Origin of the sequence: Sphingomonas phyllosphaerae (assembly GCF_029623345.1) — a bacterium.
Lineage (GTDB): Bacteria > Pseudomonadota > Alphaproteobacteria > Sphingomonadales > Sphingomonadaceae > Sphingomonas > Sphingomonas phyllosphaerae_C.
Genome location: NZ_JAPYKH010000010.1, coordinates 1 through 18810 on the forward strand (window position 1 = coordinate 1; position 18810 = coordinate 18810).

The window sequence follows — 18810 nt, forward strand, 5'->3', positions numbered from 1 at the left end:
TGGCGGGCGACTATGACTCGATCCCGAGCAACTTCGACGTCAGCCAGCAGCTCGTCGCCGCCTGGGGCACGGGCGCGGTGCCGTCGAGCGGCGCGCCCGACGTGGTCGGCGCCTTCCGCTTCATCTGCACGCCCAGCCACGAGGCCAAGGACGATCCGATCGTCTTCCCGGGCCAGCCCGGCCGTTCGCACCTCCACCAGTTCTTCGGCAACTCGCTGGCGAACGCCAATTCGACCTATCGCAGCCTGCGCACCAGCGGCGACAGCACCTGCACCAACGCGCTCAACCGCTCGGCTTATTGGATGCCGGCGATGCTCAACGGCAAGAACGGCGTGGTGCGGCCCGATTACGTCTCGATCTACTACAAGCGCCGCCCCGCGAGCGATCCCGAGTGCCAGCGCATGGGCAAGGCCTGTGTCGATCTGCCGCGCGGGCTGCGCTTCGTGTTCGGCTATGACATGATCAACGGCACGCCGCCGACCGGCGCGGGCTATTTCAACTGCCAGGGCCCAACCGCCGAGCCCGGCCATTATGCCGACCTGATCGAGGCGGGGAAGCATTGCGGCGTCGGCAACCAGATCGGCGCGGTGATCAACGCGCCCAATTGCTGGGACGGCAAGAATCTCGACAGCGCCGACCATCGCTCGCACGTCGCCTACACCAGCTACGGCGACTGGGGTTATGAAAAATGCCCGGCGGACCACCCGTACGTGATCCCCACCTTCACCATGGGCGCCTGGTACACGGTCGATACGGACCTCAACCGCAGCGGCACTTGGGACGGCGGCACCAGCGGCTGGCACCTCGCCTCCGACGAGATGCCGGGCATGGCGACGATGCGCCCGGGCTCGACCTTCCACGCCGACTGGTTCGGCGCGTGGGACGACGAGGTGATGAAGATGTGGGTCGATAATTGCATCAACAAGCTGCTCAACTGCAGCGGCGGCGATCTCGGCAACGGCCGCCAGATGAAGATGTTCGACGCCTTCGCCTGGATCAGCACCCCGCATGTGGTGGCCATGCCGAAGTGAGTGAGGGGCGGGTGCGCTGACGAAGGCGGGCGACGGTCTGCCCTCCTCAGCGTTCGCGCTCGTGGTGGCCGGCTCGGCTTGGTCGTCGCGTGTTCACCTCCGTCCCGCCTTCCCTCCGTCTTGCTGTTCTCCATCAGCCCCACCCTCTCTCGGCCCCGCCCCTGTCGTTGCCGCTTCTGCCCGTGGGGCCTCTTACTTCCGTCATCCCCGCGACGGCGGGGATCCAGAGCCGCTGACGTCCCGCCTCCGTCGACAGGTCCGCGCATCTGATCGCTGTCGTCGCAGGGATGACGGGAGAGATCGCAAACACAGGAAGGCGCAGGCACGATCGAGCAAGGGCTACGCCACGAGTGTCGCACGGGTCCGAAACCGGGACAGAGGCGTAACGGTCGCGTCTTGAAGCACGTCACGCCGCGCGGCAATCACGCGACCAACAGAGTTTCTGGGGGGAAGACAGCATGACGAAGTTGAAGATGATCGCGGCCGCGGCGGGACTGGCACTGGCGGCGGCAGCGGCGCCGGCGAGCGCGGCGGACTTCACGCTGAACCTGATCAACGGTAGCGGCAGCAGCGCCTACAAGGATTATAGCTTCCAGCTCGACGGCAAGACGGTGAACGTCCGAGCAACTGCTTGGTCGACGGCGAATGCCAGCGGTGCCACGTCCAACGTCTACGACGCGCGGCTGGGCTATTACGACAAGGGACTCGGCGTTCTCAATGACAGCGAGGGCAGCGGCGGCGGCAACACGCACACCATCGACAATCAGAACGGGCAGGATTTCATTGTCTTCCAGTTCGACACCGCGGTGCTGCTGTCGAAGATCACCACCAACCCGTTCACCGTCAGCAACTCGACCGACTCCGACGCGGTGATCGGCTGGGCCAACGTGAGCACAGGCTGGAACCAGTCGCTCGGGCTCGACGGAAAGTCGGTCAACGTGGTGAACAACATGCTGAGCGGCAGCCAGTATCTCGAGGGAGGCAGCAGCGCGTCGACGCGGAACGTGAGCGGAGCGGCGTCGAATCTCTGGCTCGTGGGTGCGGCGGCGAACGGCGGTGCCGACGGCAAGATCGACGGCTTCAAGCTGGGTGCGGTCACGGTCAGCAGCGCGGTGCCCGAGCCGGCGACCTGGATGATGATGATCGGCGGCTTTGCGATGGTCGGCGCCGCGGTGCGCCGTCGCAAGAGCGTCACCGGCGGCGCCGCGGTCGCCTGACCGCACGCTCCCGAACGGGACAGCGGGAGGGGCCGGGCGCGCGGGCGACCGGCCCCTTTCGCGTGCGCCGCGCACGCGCCTGATGTATAGCCCGGGCCGAGTGACGGAGGCGTGATGCGGGTGCGGACGAGCGGAAATCGGGGCTGGATCGGCGCGCTGCTGCTCGCGCTGGTATTCGCCGGCGCGGCGCACGCCGATCGCTCGAAGGCGCCGGCGACTCAGCAAGCCAAGGGCAAGATGGGCGGCACCGGCGATCTCGCCCAGCCGCGTGAGGCCGCCGGCGGTCCCGAGGGCGAGGAACCCGCGGTACAGAGCAACTTCGACTCTGCCAGCGGCATCATGGTGTCGCACGAGAGTGGCCCGCCCGGCGCGATCCCGCAGAGCGCCGCGCCCGACGTGGTCGGCGCCTTCCGCTTCCTGTGCATGGCGGGGCAACTGCGCTTCGACGACCCGATCCTCTATCCCGGCAAGCCGGGCCAGTCGCACCTCCATCAATTCTTCGGCAACACCGCCGCGGACGCCAACTCGACCTATGCCAGCCTGCGCCGCAGCGGTGACAGCACCTGCATGAACCGGCTCAATCGCTCGGCCTATTGGATGCCGGCGATGCTCAACGGGCGCGGCCAGGTGATCCGCCCCGACTTCGTCTCGATCTACTACAAGCGCCGACCCAACACCGATCCGGAGTGCAACCGTGTCCGCGCCGCCTGCGTCGCGCTGCCGCGCGGGCTGCGCTTCGTCTTCGGCTTCGACATGGTCAACCCCGACGCGCCGGCGACCGGCTCGCATTACTACAATTGCCAGGGCCCTGGCGCGACCGAGGGCCATTACGAGACCCTGGTCGAGGTAGCGAAGGTTTGCCCGTCCGGCGCCCAGCTGGGGGCGATCATCAACGCGCCGAGCTGCTGGGATGGCAAGCGACTCGACAGCCCCGATCACCGCGAGCATGTCGCCTATCCGCAATGGACCGGCGGCAAGGAGCATTGCCCGTTCACCCATCCGGTGGTGATCCCCACCTTTACGATGGGTTCGTGGTACACCGTCGACGCCACGCTCGATCGCAGCGGCACGTGGGACGGCGCGCGCCCGACCTGGCATCTCTCCTCCGATGAGATGCCCGGTGCCAATGGCGCGATGCGCGTGCCGGGTACCACCTTCCACGCCGACTGGTTCGGCGCGTGGGACGATGCGACGCTGCGCCAGTGGACCGAGAATTGTCTCGACAAGCTGCTCAACTGCCACGGCGGCGACCTCGGCAACGGCAAGCAGCTGCGCCAGGTGACGCCCTTCGCCTGGCTCGCCAAGCCGCACGCGGTGCCGGTGCCCGATCGCCCCGCCGCCGCGGTGGGCGCCGACCCGCACGCCGGAATGGCCGGGATGGCCCATGCCACGACGCTGCGCTGAGCGCCGCCCATCACTAACACGTTGTTTACCACGATAGACGAAAAAGCCGCTGAATCCGCCTCTTCCGCCCTGATCCAACGGCATCGGTTAACTCGATAGTAGGCGCGTCGCCGCTACTCATCGGACAGCTGATCGAAAGGGTGCGACGATGCTGCTTCACGCGGTAATGGTGAACGAGGACAATGACGATCGCCGCGGTGCCGAGCGCCAGGCGATCAACCAGCCGTCGACGCTGCGCGGCGATCGTGGCGCGCACGACGTTTATGTCGCCGATCTGTCGGAGACGGGCTTCAGCGTCACCACCGACTCGCGGCTCGCAATCGGCAGCACGGTGACGATCGGGCTCGCCGGCCATGGCCGGGCGATGGCGCGCGTGGTTCGCCAGGTGCCGGGTGGCTATGGCTGCGAATTCGCAGAGCCGGTCAGCCGCTCGGTGGTGGCAAGCGCGTTCCGGAACGACACCGTGATCCAGCTCACCTCCTCAGCGCCGCTGGAGGCGCCCTTCGCCGAACCCGAGATCCAGAAGCTGCCCGGCGCGGTGCGGCTGGGGGTGATCGTCGGCAGCTCGGCGCTGTTGTGGGCGCTCATCGCGCGGGTTGCCGTCGCGCTCTTCTGATCCGCCGCAGCGCAACAGGATTACTCCCTCTGGGCCGTTTTCGGCGAGGGTGAGCGCCGAGTCGCACCGGCGTCGTACGATCGCGCAGTCGACCGCCCGCGCCCCCATGCTCATTGGAAAAAAGCGCTGGATCAGTAGGGTTTTACTACCGATTGCTGATGCTTGACCGTACCGCATCGGTACAAGCTGCGACGATCAATCCCGTATTCGAGACGAATCGCTGCACCTTCGGGGTTACATTAACGCCCAAATAACCTAATGTTGCGTTGCAGCGTATCGTCGAGGGAGCGAACTTCGTGCATGAAGCGACCATCACCGCGTCGGTGCCGAGCGCCGACGTGGATTTCCGCGAGGACGGGTTCACCATGCGTCGCATCGACGACATGGCCAGCCGTGCGCTCGACGTGACCATCGCACTGACCGCGCTCCTCATCCTGGGGCCGCTGATGCTGATCATCGCGGCGGTGATCTACATCCTCGATCCCGGTCCGATCATCTTCGCGCATCAGCGCATCGGTCGCGGCGGCCGTGCCTTCCCGTGCCTCAAGTTCCGATCGATGGTGGTCGATGCCGACGCGCGTCTGCGTCACCTGCTTGAGACCAGCGCCGAGGCACGCGAGGAGTGGGAGCGCGACCACAAGCTGCGCGACGACCCACGCGTGATCGGCATCGGCAAGTTCCTGCGCAAGACCAGCCTCGACGAGCTGCCTCAGCTGATCAACGTGGTGCGCGGCGAGATGAGCCTCGTCGGGCCGCGCCCGATCGTCGTCGGCGAGATCGCGCGTTACGGCCGCTATTTCGAGCATTATTGCGCGGTGCGGCCGGGCATCACGGGGCTGTGGCAGGTCGGCGGGCGCAACGACGTCTCCTACCGCCGCCGCGTCGCCTATGACGTAACGTACAGCCGCGCGCGCTCGTGCGCGATGAACGTCAAGATCATGGCCTATACGGTGCCGAGCGTGCTGTTCCAGCGCGGCTCCTACTGACGACAATGCTGCCAGTCGTTGCGTGCGGCGTCGTCCTCTCGGGCGGCGCCTTTGCCTTGTCGGAGAGCGCGGCGCACGTGCCGGTCGATCCCCAGATCGGGCCTTGGGGGCCGGCGCGACGATGAAGGTCTATGTCCATCTCGCGGTGGCGCAGCACCCGCGTCGCTGGGCGCAGCTTTTCGCCGCGGGCCGGCTCGTCGGGCTCAACGAACCCGATCCTTATGGCTATGCCCGAGCCGAGCGGATGGGGGTAACGCTGATCCCGCCTGCGATGGAGCACGAGGGCAAATTCGGCAAATTGGTGCGCATGGGGCTCGGCGCGCCGCTCGGCTTCGACATCGTCAACGCCTGGCGCAACCGCGCCAGCATCATGGCCGCGGACGTGGTGTGGACTCACACCGAATCGCAGTTCCTCGGTGCCTGCGCGCTGCTCGCGCTGCGGCGTCGTGATCGTACGGCACGACCGCGGCTGCTAGCGCAAGTGGTCTGGCTGATCGACCGTTGGCCCCGGCTCAACCCGCTGCATCGCTGGCTGTGGCGGCGGCTGATCCGTCAGGCCGACGTGCTGACCTTCCACTCGCCGCTAAACCTCGCCGCCGCGCGCAAGCTGTTCCCCGACCAGCGCTGCGAGCTGGTGCGATTCGGCATCCGCGCCGACCATCGCGAGCCGCCCCGCGCCCCGCGCGTGCGCGGTGGCCCGTACCGCATCATCAGCGTTGGCAACGACACGCATCGTGACTGGCGCAGCCTGGTGGAGGCGGTGCGCGAGCACCCCGAGTGGCAGCTCCGCATCGTCTCGACCAAGGCGGATCCCGAACTGGCGCACGGGCTCGACCATGTCACCGTCGCGGGCGTGACCAGCTCCGACGAACTGTTCGCTTTGTATCGTGAGGCCGATCTCGTCGTGGTGCCGCTGCAGCATAACCTTCACGTTTCGGGCTCCACCGCGCTGCAGGAAGCGGCGCTGTTCGGCGTGCCAACGATCGCTACCGCAGTAGGCGGGCACGAGGCTTATTTCCCGCCGGACGCGGTGCGCTACGTCCCCGAGCAGGATCCACACGCCATCGCCGCCGCCATTGCGGCGCTCGCCGCCGATCCGGTCGCGGCGGCGGCGATGGCGGCGCGCGCCCAGGCGCAGATGGGCGACGAGGGACTGAGCTCCGAGGCCTATGTCCGCGCGCACGTGCGGCTATCGCGCGAGCTGCTCGGCACGCGGTGAGCGCGCGCTCAGACGAGGCGCCGACGCGCCTGTCGGGTCACGGACGCGGCCAGCCGCGTCGCCACGGGAACGCGCAGCGCGAGCAGCAACGCGGCATAGATCGCGCCGCCCAACCCGATCAGCGCCGCCGTCGCGAACGGGTCGGTCACCGCGTGAAACGGTCCCAGCACGAGCCCCATGCCCAATGCCGCCGCCACGATCCGGGCGACCTCGGGCGTGAGCAGCCGCAGTGGCAGGACGCGCTTGGCGAGGATAGCGCTCATCGAGTAGCAGAGCAGCTGCGCGACCAGCGCGGCGAGCGCCATGCCGGGCAGCCCGGCGAGGCGGATGCCGATCAGCCCGGCGGGAATCACTGCGATCAGCGTCGTCAGCGGCGGCACGATCATCCAGCCCATTCGGCGAGTCACTTGGAACGCCATCATCAGGTGGAAGGTGACGAGACATCGCAGCAGCGCGGCAGCGCCAACTAGCGGCAGTAGGCGCGCGCCCTCCGCGCGGAAAGCGGGGCCGAGCAGCAGATGAACGATGCCGGGCGCCAGCACCATCAGCCCGATCGCCGCCGGCAGGCCGAGGCCCACCTGAAGTTGCAGGTTGTTCTCCAGCGTGGCGCAGGCGGCTTCGGCCCCGCGATCCTCGTACGCACGCACCAGCGCCGGATAGCCCGTGAGATTGATCGTCATCATCATGAACACCAGGGTCTTCTGGAGCAAATCGACGGGCGCGGCATAGAGCCCGACGGCGTGCGGTCCGAGCGTCGCGCCGACGAGGAAGCGGTCGGCGAAACCCGCCGCATAGGTCAGCGCGCAGCTCGCGATCAGCGGGTAGCCGAGCTGGACCGCCGCGGCGAGCTGCGCGCGGCGCGCCTGCCACGGCCGCGCCGCGCGCCACAGCGGATCGAGCAACACGCTCGTCAGCGCCACCGCGCCTTGCGCGATCACGATCCCGAGCAGCGTCCCGAGCGCGCCCAATTCCATATAACGCACCAGCACCACGCCGAGCAGGACTGCTGCGACCGAGCGCACGGTGGCGTTCCAGAAGTATGGCCAGGCGCGCTGCCGCAGGCGATAGACCGTCTGGAGGAAGGCCAAGGCCATCTCGGTCAACGTGAAAGCTGCCAACACCGGCCACCAGCGCGCCGCCACGCCCGCGAAGCCGATGCCGAGCACCCACAGGATCCCAACCGCGGCGACGAACAGCAGCGCGACTGCGGCGTAGAGCGCGATGAGCGCATCGGCGCGTGCCGGATGGATCGCGCCGGGTCGGGTGGCATCGTACAGCGTCCGTGCGCTGACCAGCCGCAGCCACTCGAACAGCATGGCGTTGAGCAGCACCGCCGCGGCGGAGACCAGCGCGTAGCAACCAAACGCGCCCGGATCGAGCAGCCGGGTCCACAGCAACGTGGCCACGAAGTTGAGCCCGCTGCCGATCACCGTCGCGGCGGTGACGATCGCCGCGCCGGAGCGTCCGCTCACGCCGTCTGGCTCGCGCGCTGCGGGTGCAACAGCGCCACGGCCGTGTCGAAGAAGCGGTTCAACGTCGCGCGCCGCGTCGCCAGGATCGCCGCCTGCTCGTCTCGCTGCGGCCAACTCGCCACCGCCTCGACCAGCAGCGCCGCGATCGCCGCGGGGGTGTCATCGCCGATCCCCGTGCCGGGGACGCGATAGTCCTCCATGAAGGCGTCGGTCTTGGTGGTGCGGCTGAGACAGGCGATTGGCGCGGTGCCGTAGGAGAGAATCATCGCGTGCAGCCGCATCGCGACCAGCGCCGAGCCGCCGCGCAGCACGCCCAGCGCGGCGTCGAGCGTGGGCAGATAAGCGGCACTGACGCGCGCGCGCGCCGACGCCGGCACCGCTGCGACGATCCGCGCCACGCGCGCGTCGTCGCGACTGTCCATCGACACCACTACCACCGCGCGACCCAGCCGAGCGACCGCCTCCACGGCGACGCGCGCGAAGATGTCGATCACGAGCTCGTCATACTCATCCTCGAACGCGGGCGAGAGGATCACCGGTCCGCCCGCGCGCGGCGAGGCGCCGGCGAGCGCGAAGGCGGGGTCGCACGCCATCTGAGGCTGCGGCGACGTGGTACCGCCGACGAGCGCGTGGCAGTTCGCCATCGAACGCGCGTCGCGCACGAAGATGGCGCGCGCCGAGGCGAGCAGCTCGGCGGCCGACTGCTGTGCGCGGTCGGTGGTGATCGTGTCGACGCCGATCGGCGCGGTGATCAGCGGCCGGCCGAACAGCGCCGCCAGCCGCGCCACCAACCAGGCATAGCCGATGATCCCCTTGACGCGACCGCCGCCAAACTTGTCCTGGATGATCGAGCCGCCACCGATGATGACCAGGTCGGCGCGCGCGATCGCATAAGCAAGCGCGAGCAGCCCAGCGGGTCGGCGCCGCGCCGCGAGGAACGGGGTGACGTCGTCGGTCGCGGCGATCGAGCCCAGCGCGATCATTGCCACGCGCGCGTGCATGTGCGGCAGCCGCGCGCGCAGCCCCTCCACGAGCGCGAGCGCGATCGCGTCGTCGCCGCGGTTGTAGCCCGCGTTGCCGCAGATCGTCACCGTCGGGCGACGCGGGCGGCGACGCGAGGGCGCGGTGCGCGCCAACGCGCGGGACGCGATGCTCGCCACCGCGCTCAGCCGATCGCCCCGACCGGCGCCCCGGTGCCGGTCTGACCGCCGTGACGTCGCGACCGGCTGCGTCGTAGCGGACGCAGCAGGCAACCGATCGCATACCCGAGAAAGACGCTGCCGACGGCGCCGGCGACCACGATATTTGCGGTGATCCCGTTGAGCGCGAGCAGGGTCACCAGCGCCAGCGCGGAGAAATCCACGCCGTCGCGCAGCGGCGTCGCCAGCAACGCGCGCGCAGCGATCGCGAACAAGGCCAACGCTGCGGGAAGGCCCAGGGTCAGCGCGACATACAGGAACATGTTGTCGATCATCGCCAGGTCCGGCCGCGCCCCGGTCGCGCCGATGCCGCCAAGCCCGAAGCCGAGCAGCATCTGCGGCACGTCGAACAAATGAGGCAGCACGCGCGGCCACACCTCAACCATGCGCTGATCCAGCGTCGCCGCGTTCACCCGCAGCGCCGCGCTGAAGTCGAAGCCAGCGAAAATCGGCGGCACCAGCATGCTCGCGGCCAGACCCAGTACCCCGAGCGGCCGCAGCAGCGCCGAGGCGTGAAAGCCGGCGCGGCGGAACGCCACTAGCGGCGCAACATAGGCGGTCAGCACGGTGATGATCAGCCAGCCGGCGGTCGCCTTCTGGGTCGTCAGCAGCAGCGCGTGCACCGCGGCGGCGCAGAACAGCGCGCTCGCCGGGCGCAGGCGGTTTTGAGTGAGGCCCAGGAAGACAAGCGTTCCCGCCGCGACGATCACCGAGGTGTCGGTCGAGGCGATGCCGAGACCGGACAAACGCCGGCCGCCGTCGGCGGACCATTGCCGCGCCGCGTCGGCGCTGCCGCCGAACCCCTCGAACGTCATCCCCGCCCAGGGCACGGTGAAGAGGGCATCGTAATAGACGCCGGCGATACTGATCGCGGCTGCCGCCACCAGCCCGACCGGCAAGAGCTTATCGCCGCGGCGCACACCCAGCCCGGCAAAGAAGGCGAGTAGGATATAGCCCAGCCCGCGCACCGCGAGTGCGACTGCGAAGCCGCTGTTGCTGAGCAACGAATAGACCACCAGCAGCGCCAGCGCCGCGACCGAGACGAGCACCGGCACGACCTTGTCGCGCATTCCGGCACCAGCGATCGCCAATAGCGCGCCGGCCATCAACACGTCGGGCACATACCAGAGGAAGGGGACGAAGGCGCGGATCGGCGCCGCAAAGGTCTGCCGATAGATCAGCACGATCGTGACCCACATCACGACTCGGCGGACGCGCTCGCCGCTTGCCACTTCCACCGACCAACCGCGGAACGACGGCGTCACGGTCGAGGAGCGATGCCGATGCGCGCGCCGCCCAGTCGCGGCAGGCGGCGCCAAGCTAACCGTTTCATTCATCGGGCGTTCAATTCCCACCGCCGCGTGGTAGGTGCTTGGCGCTAGTAACGCAATGTCAACTTCCTCATAATTGACAGCATTCCCGCGATGGGTCACCAGAGCGCCGATCGTGACCCGCCGCGCGCCGAGGTCGCACGCTGCCCGCTGTCAGGAGACCGACCGCGCGGCACCGCGACGATGCCGGAGGAACGCCATCCGAATCCTGTTGGTCTCGAGGAACTACTTCCCCACCGCGGTGCACGGCGGCGCGCAGGTGTCGGTCGCGCAGCTGGCGCAGGGGCTACAGTCGCTCGGCCATACCGTGGCAGTGCTCAACGTGGACGATCACGCGCATCTCGGCATCCACGCCGTTACGGGCATTCGTGAATATCGGCTGCGGCTGCGCAACCTCTATCTTCGCGGCGACCATCCCGCGCCGACGCGGCTGGCTTGGCACGCGATCGATCGGCTCGGTGATCGCATGGCGGCGGACTATCGCGCGGTACTCCATGATTTCCGTCCGGACGTCATCAACACGCATGTCATGGCAGGAATTGGCACGACGATTTGGCACGTCGCGGCGGCGTGCGGTGTGCCCGTGGTCCACCGCGTTAGCGACTATTACCTTATGTGTCTCAATTCAGGGCACAGGAAAGGAGGGCGCAATTGCTCGGGTGTGTGCGGCAGCTGCCGCGTACTCGCGCTCGCACCGGCGCGACGACGCACGGCGCTGGTGCGGCACGTCATCTACGTGTCCGAAAAGATCCGCTCGATCTACGACGCCAACGCCATCTTCCCACGCGCCGTGCCGACGACGATCCTCACCGGCGCCTATCGGCCCGCACAAGCCGTCGCGCCCCGGCCCGACCTGCTCGAGCCCGGCCACCTCACCATCGGTTTCTTCGGTCGGCTCTCGCCCGAGAAGGGGTTGGAGCAGCTGCTGCCGATGCTGCGCACGCTGCCGGCGGGCAGCTGGCGGCTCCGCGTCGGCGGCGACGGCAAGCCAGACTATGTGAACAAATTGAGGGAGTTGGCTCAAAGCCTCCCAATCGACTTCCTCGGCGTGCAGGCGCCCGACGATTTCTACGCCACGATCGACGCGCTGGTCGTCTCGTCGCTGTGGGACGAGCCGTCGGGTCGCGTCGCCTTCGAATCAGGGATCCACGGCGTGATCCCGATCGTCGCCGCACGCGGCGGATTACCGGAGATGGTGGCGCACGGCGAGCGCGGACTGGTGTTCGATCCGGACGCGCCCGCGACGCTGCTCGCCGCGATCGCGCGCGTGCGCGAGGACCGTTCGCTCCGCGAGCAGGTGCGCGCACGATGGCTGATCGACCGCCACGACTATGACCCGGGCGTCGTCGCCGAACGGACGCTGGCGATCTACGAACGACTGGTCGGGGCCCGGCTTTGATCGTGCAATATGCGGCGGCACCTGCGATAGCACGGCGTAACCGGGATTTTGCATGAGGCCACAGCAGGATGCGAGCGTGATGACGATCGAGCGCGAGATCACCGCGGCGCCCCCGCTTCCGGCGCACGCGGACACGGTGCCGATCGCCGCAGGCGAGCCCGGCACCGTCACCACGCCGCTGCGCGACGAAGCCGAATGGCGCGCGCAATTCGCCGGGCTGCGCGTCGCGATCGTCCATTACTGGCTGGTCGGACCGGGCGGCGGCGAGAATGTCGTCAAGACGATGCTGCGAATCTTCCCACAGGCGGTCGTCCACACGCTGGTCGCCGATCCCGAATACTCGCGTACGATCGTGCCCGACGAACGGCTGCGCACGAGCTTCCTGCAGAAGGTGCCCGGCGCGGCACGCTTCCACCGCTCGCTGTTGCCGGTCGCGCCGATGGCGCTGGAGAACCTCGACCTCGACGGCTATGACCTGATCATCTCGAGCGAGTCCGGCCCGGCCAAGGGGATCATGCCGCCGTTGAACGCGGTGCATGTCTGCTACTGCCACTCGCCGATGCGCTACCTGTGGGACCAATATCACCATTATCGTCGCGATGCATCGGCGCTGAAGCGACTGGTGCTCTCGATCACCGTGCCGCGGTTGCGGTTGTGGGACGTGGGCAGCGCGCTGCGGGTCGATCGCTTTGTCGCCAACTCGCGCTACGTCGCCAGCCGCATCGCACGTTACTATCGCCGGCCCGCGGAAGTGATCTACCCGCCGGTCGAGGTGGACGATTTCGCCACCTCACCTGACGTTGACGATTACTATCTGATCACCGGCCGCCACGTCTCGTACAAGCGGGTCGATCTCGCCATCGCGGCCTGCAATCGCCTCGGCCGCCGGCTGGTGATCACCGGCAAGGGGCCAGAGACCGCGGCGCTGCGCAAGCTCGCCGGGCCGACGGTCGAGTTCGTCGGGCAATGCTCGTTCGCCGAGCTCAAGCGCTATTACGCGCGTGCGCGCGCCTTCCTGATGCCCGGCGAGGAGGATTTCGGCATCGCGCCGGTAGAGGCGATGGCCTCGGGCCGACCCGTGATCGCTTACGCCTCGGGCGGTGCGACCGAGACGGTGGTACCCGGCCTGTCCGGCCTGCACTTCGCCGAGCAGAGCGTCGACAGCCTCGTCGCCGCGATCCAGGCGTTCGAGCGCGACGAGGCGGGCTTCGACGCCGCCGCGATCCGCGCCCACGCGCTCTCGTTCAGCCGCGAGCGCTTCCTCGACTCCTTCGCCCGCTTCGTCGCGGCCGCGCTGGCGGACCGCGGCACGGCCGCCGGCATCTTTCGCTGATCGGCCGCGCGCGATGACGGGTTCGGATCGGCGCGGTGTGACGCTGTTCATCAACGGGCGCTTTCGGCAGCAGCCGATGACGGGGGTGCAGCGTTACGCGACGCAGATCGTGCTCGCGCTCGACTCGCTGGCGGTGCGCGGTGAACTCGAGATCGCGTGTCAACTCGTGCTGCCGCCCGGCGCGCCACCGCTGCCGCTGCGCGCGATCGCGCAGGCGCATCAGGGCCGGCTGCGCGGCCATGCCTGGGAACAGGTCGATTTCGCTCGCGTCGCGAGCGGCGGCGTGGCGTTGAGCCTGGCGGCGAGCGGGCCGGTGTTGCAGCGCCGCCAGGTGGCGGTAATCCACGACGCCGCGATCTATCGGTTCCCCGAGAACTACTCGCGCAGCTACGTGCTGCTCCACCGCGTGGTCGATCGCCTGCTGGCACGCCGCGCGACGATCGCGACGGTATCGGACTTCTCGCGCAGCGAGCTGGCGCACTGGCTCGGCGTGCCCGCGGGCGAGATCGTCGTGGCGCCCAACTCCGCCGAGCATCTCGACACGGCGCCCGACGAGGGGGTGTTCGCCAAGCTGGGCCTGGGCGGGGAACAGCCCTTCTTCCTCACCATCGGTAGCCTCACCCGGAACAAGAACCTACGCCTCGCGATCGAGGCGATGCGCGATCAGTCCGCGGCGGCGCGGCTGGTCATCGTCGGCCAGATCGACGGCGGGGTCTTCGCGGCGGAGATGCCGGATGCGCCGGAGCAGGTGATCCTCGCCGGACGGCTCTCCGACGGCGAGGTCACCGCGCTGATGCGACGCGCGCGCGCTCTGGTGTTCCCGAGCCTGTACGAAGGATTCGGTATCCCGCCGCTGGAGGCGTTCGGCAACGACTGTCCGGTGCTCGCGAGTGCGATTCCGCCGGTGCGCGAGGTGTGCGGCGATGCCGCCGACTATTTCGACCCGCACGATGCATCTGCGCTCGCCGCGCTGATGCAGCGCGCTGTCGACGACGATGGCGCGTGGCGCGCCGAGCGGCTGGCGCGCGGCCGCGCGCGCCTGACGCACTTCTCGTGGGAGCGCTCTGCCGCCACGCTCGCGACGGCCTGTGTGGCGGCGGCGCGACGGACATGATCGCGCGCATGGATCGCCGCCGCCGCTGCATCGTTCTAACGGGGCCGGGAAGCTTTTGGGGAGACAGGCAATGAGCCTGAGAAAGTGGCCGTTCGTGGCCGCCGGCACGATCGCCGCGACCGCGCTGGCCGCCGCCGCCTTGTGGTCGCAGGTGCCGACGACCACTCAAGTCACGTTCGCGGCGACGCCGCCGGCCGGTCGCTACACGCCGCCGATCTTCGGCGCTCAGACCCACTTCGGCATGGGGCGACCGCTCGGCTATACCAACGGGCCGCGCGCCGCCGCACAGCTTCGCTCGATTGGTGCGGGTTCCTATCGCGACGGCATCATCTGGGCACAGTACGGCTTCCCGCCGGACGGCCCGCCGGTGATCAAGAACCCGCGTCGGATCGTCGATTTTCTACCGGTCGCGGGCGCGCGGCCGCTGTTCGGCTTCGCCGGGCCGCCCTTCCCGCTCTCGCCGAGCGGCATGCCGCTGGACGACGCACAACTCAAGCAGTTCGCCGATTATGCCGAGGCGTTGGTCCGCATGACCAAGCCATACGGCACGATCTACGAGGTCTGGAACGAGTGGAACCTGCGCGTCGGGCCGGACAAGCCACCGGCACGGCTCAACGGTGAGGGTGATCCGTCCGACGCGCGGGCCGCAGTCCATTATGCCCAGGTCGCCAAGGTAGCGGTGCAGGCGACCAAGCGCGCCAACCCGAACGCACCGATCGTCGTCGGCTCGGCCGGCGACGATCCCGACTGGAAGTGGACTCAGGCGATCGTCCGCTACGGCGCGCTTGACGGCGCCGATGGCATCTCGGTCCACACCTACAATCATTGCCAGGGAGTCAACAATCGCACCGCCAACGAGATGCTGACCCGGCTGCAACGGCTGCAGACGCTGCTGCGGCAGCAGCGCGGCGGACGCGACACGCCGATCTACGTCACCGAGTTCGGCTGGCCAACCATCGACGGCAAGTGCGGCGTAAGTCAGCAGCGTCAGGCCTACAACTTCGCGCATTATATCCTGCAATCGTCGACGCTGCCGTGGCTGCGCGGATCCTGGGCCTATGAACTCAAGGACGAGGGGCAGGACCCGAAGGACATGGAGCAGAATTTCGGCATCTTCGGCTATGACGATCAACCCAAGCCGGCAGCCTGTTTCATCAAGGAGGCGCGTACGATTGTCACCGCGGCGCGCGCAGTCGAGTTAAAGCAACCGCGGCCCGACGTGTTCGTGCTCCGCGCGGTCATGCCCGATCGCCAGCTCGCGGTGGTCTGGACCAACAGCATGAATCCCAGCAGCGGGGTCCGCTTCGCCGGGCGGCCGAGCGGCGTGCGCATGATGTGCGGCGACGCGGCCGACGCCGGCGGCGATCTCGCGATCGGTCAGGCACCGCTGGTAGCACGCTACCCGCTCGGTCAGCCGATCGCGCTGGCGATCACCGGCTGATCGCGGCCGGCGCGCACGCGACGGGAGCACAGCCGGTGCGATTCCGCGACGTGGTGCGCGCCGACCTGCGCGCTAACACCGGGCGCAGGCAGCTGTTCGGCGCGCTGCCGGCCTTCCTCTTCCATCCGGGGTTCGCGACGATCTTCCTCCACCGCCTCGCGATGGCGTTCGTCGGCACACCGCTCGACAAGCTCGGCGGGCTGATCTGGGCGTGGAACACGCGACGCAGCGGCTGTCACCTGCATCTCGAAAGCGTGATCGGTCCCGGCCTTTACCTGCCCCATCCCGTCGCCGTTGTGATCGGACAGGGCGTCCGCATTGGCACCGGGGTGACGATCTACCAGTCGGTCACGGCCGGTCGATCGCACCGCGACGACTATCCCGTGATCGGCGACGGCGCCACGCTCTATCCCGGCGCGATCGTCTTTGGCGCGATCACGATCGGCACCGCGGCGCGGATTGGCGCGGGCGCGGTGGTCTTCGCGGACGTCCCCGCCGGCGCGACCGCGGTGGGCAACCCGGCGAGGATCGTCGGAACGGCAGCTACCACCTAGCTGACTGACCGAATCGAACGGCCTGGGGCAGTGCAGATGTCACAGAATAGTTAAAGCGTACTCGAGATGATCCTGCCGCGACAAGTTGGCAGATCGCTCGGTCTTTCCTCAGTGGCCGTACAAGAAGCTGCGAGGGAATCGCGTTCCTATTAACCTCGTCTTTAGCGCGTCCGCTTACTGATCTGCCAGCGCGGCAAACGCGCGACATCCTGATCATCGAAATTGGCGGGGCAGGCGTGGCGAGCGCACGACGACGGACATCTTTGCTGACGGCCTGCGCCTGCATGGCGCTGGCCAGTTGCGGCGGCGGCGGCGGCGGCGGTGGCGCAACCGCGACGACCCCTGCGCCGGTCGTCGTCGTGCCCGCGAGCCCAACGCCGACCCCGGCTGTGCCGCCCGCCTCGGGCCCGACCGACACGTCGACGCCGACGCCGAGCGCGAGTGTCGGCGGAGAGATCGTGATCGTCACGCCGACTCCGGCGGCGACCGCCTCGCCCGTCGTGACGCCCACGCCCTCGCCCAGCCCGACGCCAACTCCGACCCCGACGCCGACCCAAGCGTCGGGGCAACCGGCACCGACGCTCACGCCGACACCCGCGACGACTCCGACGCCCACTCCGGCGCCGTCACCCACGCCGACGCCGTCACCCACGCCGACGCCGCCGTCCAGTGGCGAGATCGTCATTGTCACCCCGACGCCGGCGGCGACCGCAGCGCCCGATACGACCCCGGCCACGCCGACGCCGACGCCGGCGCCAGTCGCATCGCAGCCGGCCGGCGGCTTCGCCTATCTCACCGGATTGGCGAGCGATCTCGCCGACACGATCGCGAACGCCTTCTGGCGCTTCATCGCGCTCTTCACCGCGGACGGTACCAACCTGGCGTGGAGCAGCGGCCTCACCGCATTCCGCCAGCCGGTGCTCAGCGCGAGCGGCGCCGCGGCGGTGCCGCCCGACGTCGTCCGGCTCGCGCGTCAGGCGACCTTCGGCCCCAACCCGCAGGTCGTCGCGCGGATCAGCGAGCTGGGTGTGTCCGGCTGGGTCGACGAGCAGTTCACGCTGCGCGGCAGCACCTACAAGGACCTCATCGAGTGGGTGCCGGTCAGCTATTGCTCGGCCAACCCGGGCGTGCCGAAATGCGTGCTCACCCATTTCAACCGCGCGCGCGTCGCGGCCCGCTTTTACGCCGATGCCACGATGGCGCCCGACCAGCTGCGCCAGCGCGTCGCCTTCGCGCTGTCACAGATCCTAGTCGTGTCGAACCAGGGCGACGCGACCGCCGGGCTGGCCTCGTATCAGCAGATGCTGCTCGACAATGCCTTCGGCAATTACGGCGAGCTGCTCCAGGGCGTGACGCTGCACGGCTACATGGGCCGCTATCTCTCCATGGCCGAGAGCGCGCGCGCCGCGCCGTCGGAGAATTACGCGCGCGAACTGCTCCAGCTGTTCAGCATGGGTCCGGTGCAGCTCGCGCGTGACGGCACGCCGGTGACCGACTCGGCCGGACATACCCTACCGAACTACAGCCCCGACGACGTGCGCGGCGTCGCGCGCGCGCTGACCGGCTGGACCTATGCACGTAGCGGCGGACGCACCGATTGGACCGGCTCGGACTACTCGCTGCCGATGGTGCCCGCGGCGGCGAACAAATATGACAGCGACGCCAAGTCCTTCTTCGGCACGAGCGTGCCGGCGGGGGCGAGCCCGGCGGACAGCGTGCGCGCCGTCGTGGCCGCCGCCTTCAATCATCCCTCGACCCCGCCCCGCATTGCCAAGCTGCTGATCCAGAACCTGGTGAGCGCCAATCCGTCGCATGGATACGTCGGTCGCGTCGCCGGCGTGTTCGAGAACAACGGCAGCGGCGTGCGCGGCGACCTAAAGGCGGTGGTGCGCGCCATCCTGCTCGACCCCGAGGCCCGCGGCGATGAGCCGCGCGGCGACGCCGGCAAGGTCAAGGATCCGATCATGGTCATGACCTCGCTGGCCCGCGCGATCGGCCTCTCGACCGACGGCATCGCCTTCGTGCTGAAGGACACCTACCTCGGCCAGCCCGTCTTCAGCGCGCCATCGGTGTTCAATTTCTACCCGCCGGATTATCCGCTGGCACGCGCGCGCGGGCTGGTGAGCCCGGCCTCCAAGCTGCTGTCGGCGGGCAACGTCACCGAAGTGCACAATCTCGTCTTCAACTGGACGATGCGCGGTGACGCCAATCGGCAGGAATATAGCTGGGACATGGGCCTGCCCAATTTCACCGGCACGCAGCCGCGCTGGACGGGCTGGGACCAAGTCGCCACCGACGTTGATCGGCTGGTCGCGGTGACCAACCTGCTGCTGCTCGACAATTCCGCCACCTCGGCGCAGCTCTCCGCGCTGCGCAGCGCGCTGCTGTCGATCCGCAACAACGACGCGACCGTCCAGGCGCATAAGCGCGCGCAGGCTGCGCTCTACATTGCCGCGTCCAGCCCCAACTTCCTCGTCGATCGCTAAGGACCTGA

15 protein-coding genes are annotated in these 18810 nt (G+C 68.6%); 12 read left to right on the top strand and 3 right to left on the bottom strand.

The features are described 5' to 3' along the window. The 6 genes from QBJ89_RS11180 to QBJ89_RS11205 form a co-directional block, all read left to right on the top strand. Nucleotides 1–1031, top strand: a 1031-nt coding sequence (locus QBJ89_RS11180) for a DUF1996 domain-containing protein (protein WP_277980582.1), incomplete at its 5' end; no start/stop codon positions are given. Between the two features lie 458 nt (nucleotides 1032–1489). Beyond that, complete coding sequence (locus QBJ89_RS11185) at nucleotides 1490–2248, top strand: PEPxxWA-CTERM sorting domain-containing protein (RefSeq protein WP_277980583.1); 759 nt, start codon at nucleotides 1490–1492, stop codon at nucleotides 2246–2248. A 114-nt stretch (nucleotides 2249–2362) separates the two neighbouring features. Next, nucleotides 2363–3652 (top strand): DUF1996 domain-containing protein, encoded by a 1290-nt coding sequence (locus QBJ89_RS11190; protein ID WP_277980584.1) that lies wholly within the window; start codon nucleotides 2363–2365, stop codon nucleotides 3650–3652. 148 nt (nucleotides 3653–3800) lie between these two features. Further along, nucleotides 3801–4268: a PilZ domain-containing protein gene (locus QBJ89_RS11195; RefSeq protein ID WP_277980585.1), complete on the top strand. Its 468-nt coding sequence runs from the start codon at nucleotides 3801–3803 to the stop codon at nucleotides 4266–4268. Between the two features lie 296 nt (nucleotides 4269–4564). Next, nucleotides 4565–5254, top strand: a complete 690-nt coding sequence (locus QBJ89_RS11200) for a sugar transferase (RefSeq protein WP_277980586.1) — start codon at nucleotides 4565–4567, stop codon at nucleotides 5252–5254. 121 nt (nucleotides 5255–5375) lie between these two features. Next, nucleotides 5376–6473, top strand: a complete 1098-nt coding sequence (locus QBJ89_RS11205; RefSeq protein WP_277980587.1) for a glycosyltransferase — start codon at nucleotides 5376–5378, stop codon at nucleotides 6471–6473. A gap of 8 nt (nucleotides 6474–6481) precedes the next feature. Here QBJ89_RS11205 and QBJ89_RS11210 read toward each other — a convergent pair whose 3' ends face one another. From QBJ89_RS11210 to QBJ89_RS11220, 3 genes are read right to left on the bottom strand one after another with little or no spacing between them, the layout of a single operon-like run. Beyond that, nucleotides 6482–7945 (bottom strand): lipopolysaccharide biosynthesis protein, encoded by a 1464-nt coding sequence (locus QBJ89_RS11210; protein ID WP_277980588.1) that lies wholly within the window; start codon nucleotides 7943–7945, stop codon nucleotides 6482–6484. Further along, nucleotides 7942–9105 carry a polysaccharide pyruvyl transferase family protein gene (locus QBJ89_RS11215; protein ID WP_277980589.1) on the bottom strand — a complete coding sequence of 388 codons (1164 nt, stop codon included), beginning with the start codon at nucleotides 9103–9105 and terminating at the stop codon, nucleotides 7942–7944. The genes QBJ89_RS11210 and QBJ89_RS11215 overlap by 4 nt, the downstream gene beginning before the upstream one ends. A gap of 5 nt (nucleotides 9106–9110) precedes the next feature. Further along, a complete protein-coding gene (locus tag QBJ89_RS11220; protein WP_277980590.1) occupies nucleotides 9111–10409 on the bottom strand; it encodes a hypothetical protein in 1299 nt (432 codons plus the stop codon). 277 nt (nucleotides 10410–10686) lie between these two features. Between QBJ89_RS11220 and QBJ89_RS11225 the strand changes: the two genes are divergently transcribed. The 6 genes from QBJ89_RS11225 to QBJ89_RS11250 all read left to right on the top strand — a co-directional run bounded on the left by QBJ89_RS11225 (nucleotide 10687) and on the right by QBJ89_RS11250 (nucleotide 18802). Next, nucleotides 10687–11874 carry a glycosyltransferase gene (locus tag QBJ89_RS11225; RefSeq protein WP_277980591.1) on the top strand — a complete coding sequence of 396 codons (1188 nt, stop codon included), beginning with the start codon at nucleotides 10687–10689 and terminating at the stop codon, nucleotides 11872–11874. Between the two features lie 52 nt (nucleotides 11875–11926). Continuing rightward, nucleotides 11927–13207: a glycosyltransferase gene (locus QBJ89_RS11230; RefSeq protein ID WP_277980592.1), complete on the top strand. Its 1281-nt coding sequence runs from the start codon at nucleotides 11927–11929 to the stop codon at nucleotides 13205–13207. A 13-nt stretch (nucleotides 13208–13220) separates the two neighbouring features. Next, entirely contained in the window at nucleotides 13221–14321 is a 1101-nt protein-coding gene (locus tag QBJ89_RS11235) for a glycosyltransferase family 4 protein (protein ID WP_277980593.1), read from the top strand. A gap of 70 nt (nucleotides 14322–14391) precedes the next feature. Then, nucleotides 14392–15762: a cellulase family glycosylhydrolase gene (locus tag QBJ89_RS11240; RefSeq protein ID WP_277980594.1), complete on the top strand. Its 1371-nt coding sequence runs from the start codon at nucleotides 14392–14394 to the stop codon at nucleotides 15760–15762. A 35-nt stretch (nucleotides 15763–15797) separates the two neighbouring features. Then, on the top strand, nucleotides 15798–16316 hold the full coding sequence (locus tag QBJ89_RS11245; RefSeq protein WP_277980595.1) for a serine O-acetyltransferase: 519 nt from the start codon (nucleotides 15798–15800) through the stop codon (nucleotides 16314–16316). 284 nt (nucleotides 16317–16600) lie between these two features. Then, nucleotides 16601–18802, top strand: coding sequence for a DUF1800 domain-containing protein (locus tag QBJ89_RS11250; RefSeq protein WP_277980596.1), 2202 nt, complete (start codon nucleotides 16601–16603; stop codon nucleotides 18800–18802). Nucleotides 18803–18810: the final 8 nt, after the last annotated feature.

What these genes read in the sequence shown, in the direction of transcription:
- QBJ89_RS11240 (WP_277980594.1), top strand. Translation starts at nt 14,392, where the DNA reads ATGAGCCTGAGAAAGTGGCCGTTCGTGGCCGCCGGCACGATCGCCGCG.
- QBJ89_RS11195 (WP_277980585.1), top strand. Translation starts at nt 3,801, where the DNA reads ATGCTGCTTCACGCGGTAATGGTGAACGAGGACAATGACGATCGCCGC.
- QBJ89_RS11205 (WP_277980587.1), top strand. Translation starts at nt 5,376, where the DNA reads ATGAAGGTCTATGTCCATCTCGCGGTGGCGCAGCACCCGCGTCGCTGG.
- QBJ89_RS11185 (WP_277980583.1), top strand. Translation starts at nt 1,490, where the DNA reads ATGACGAAGTTGAAGATGATCGCGGCCGCGGCGGGACTGGCACTGGCG.
- QBJ89_RS11230 (WP_277980592.1), top strand. Translation starts at nt 11,927, where the DNA reads ATGAGGCCACAGCAGGATGCGAGCGTGATGACGATCGAGCGCGAGATC.
- QBJ89_RS11235 (WP_277980593.1), top strand. Translation starts at nt 13,221, where the DNA reads ATGACGGGTTCGGATCGGCGCGGTGTGACGCTGTTCATCAACGGGCGC.
- QBJ89_RS11250 (WP_277980596.1), top strand. Translation starts at nt 16,601, where the DNA reads ATGGCGCTGGCCAGTTGCGGCGGCGGCGGCGGCGGCGGTGGCGCAACC.
- QBJ89_RS11190 (WP_277980584.1), top strand. Translation starts at nt 2,363, where the DNA reads ATGCGGGTGCGGACGAGCGGAAATCGGGGCTGGATCGGCGCGCTGCTG.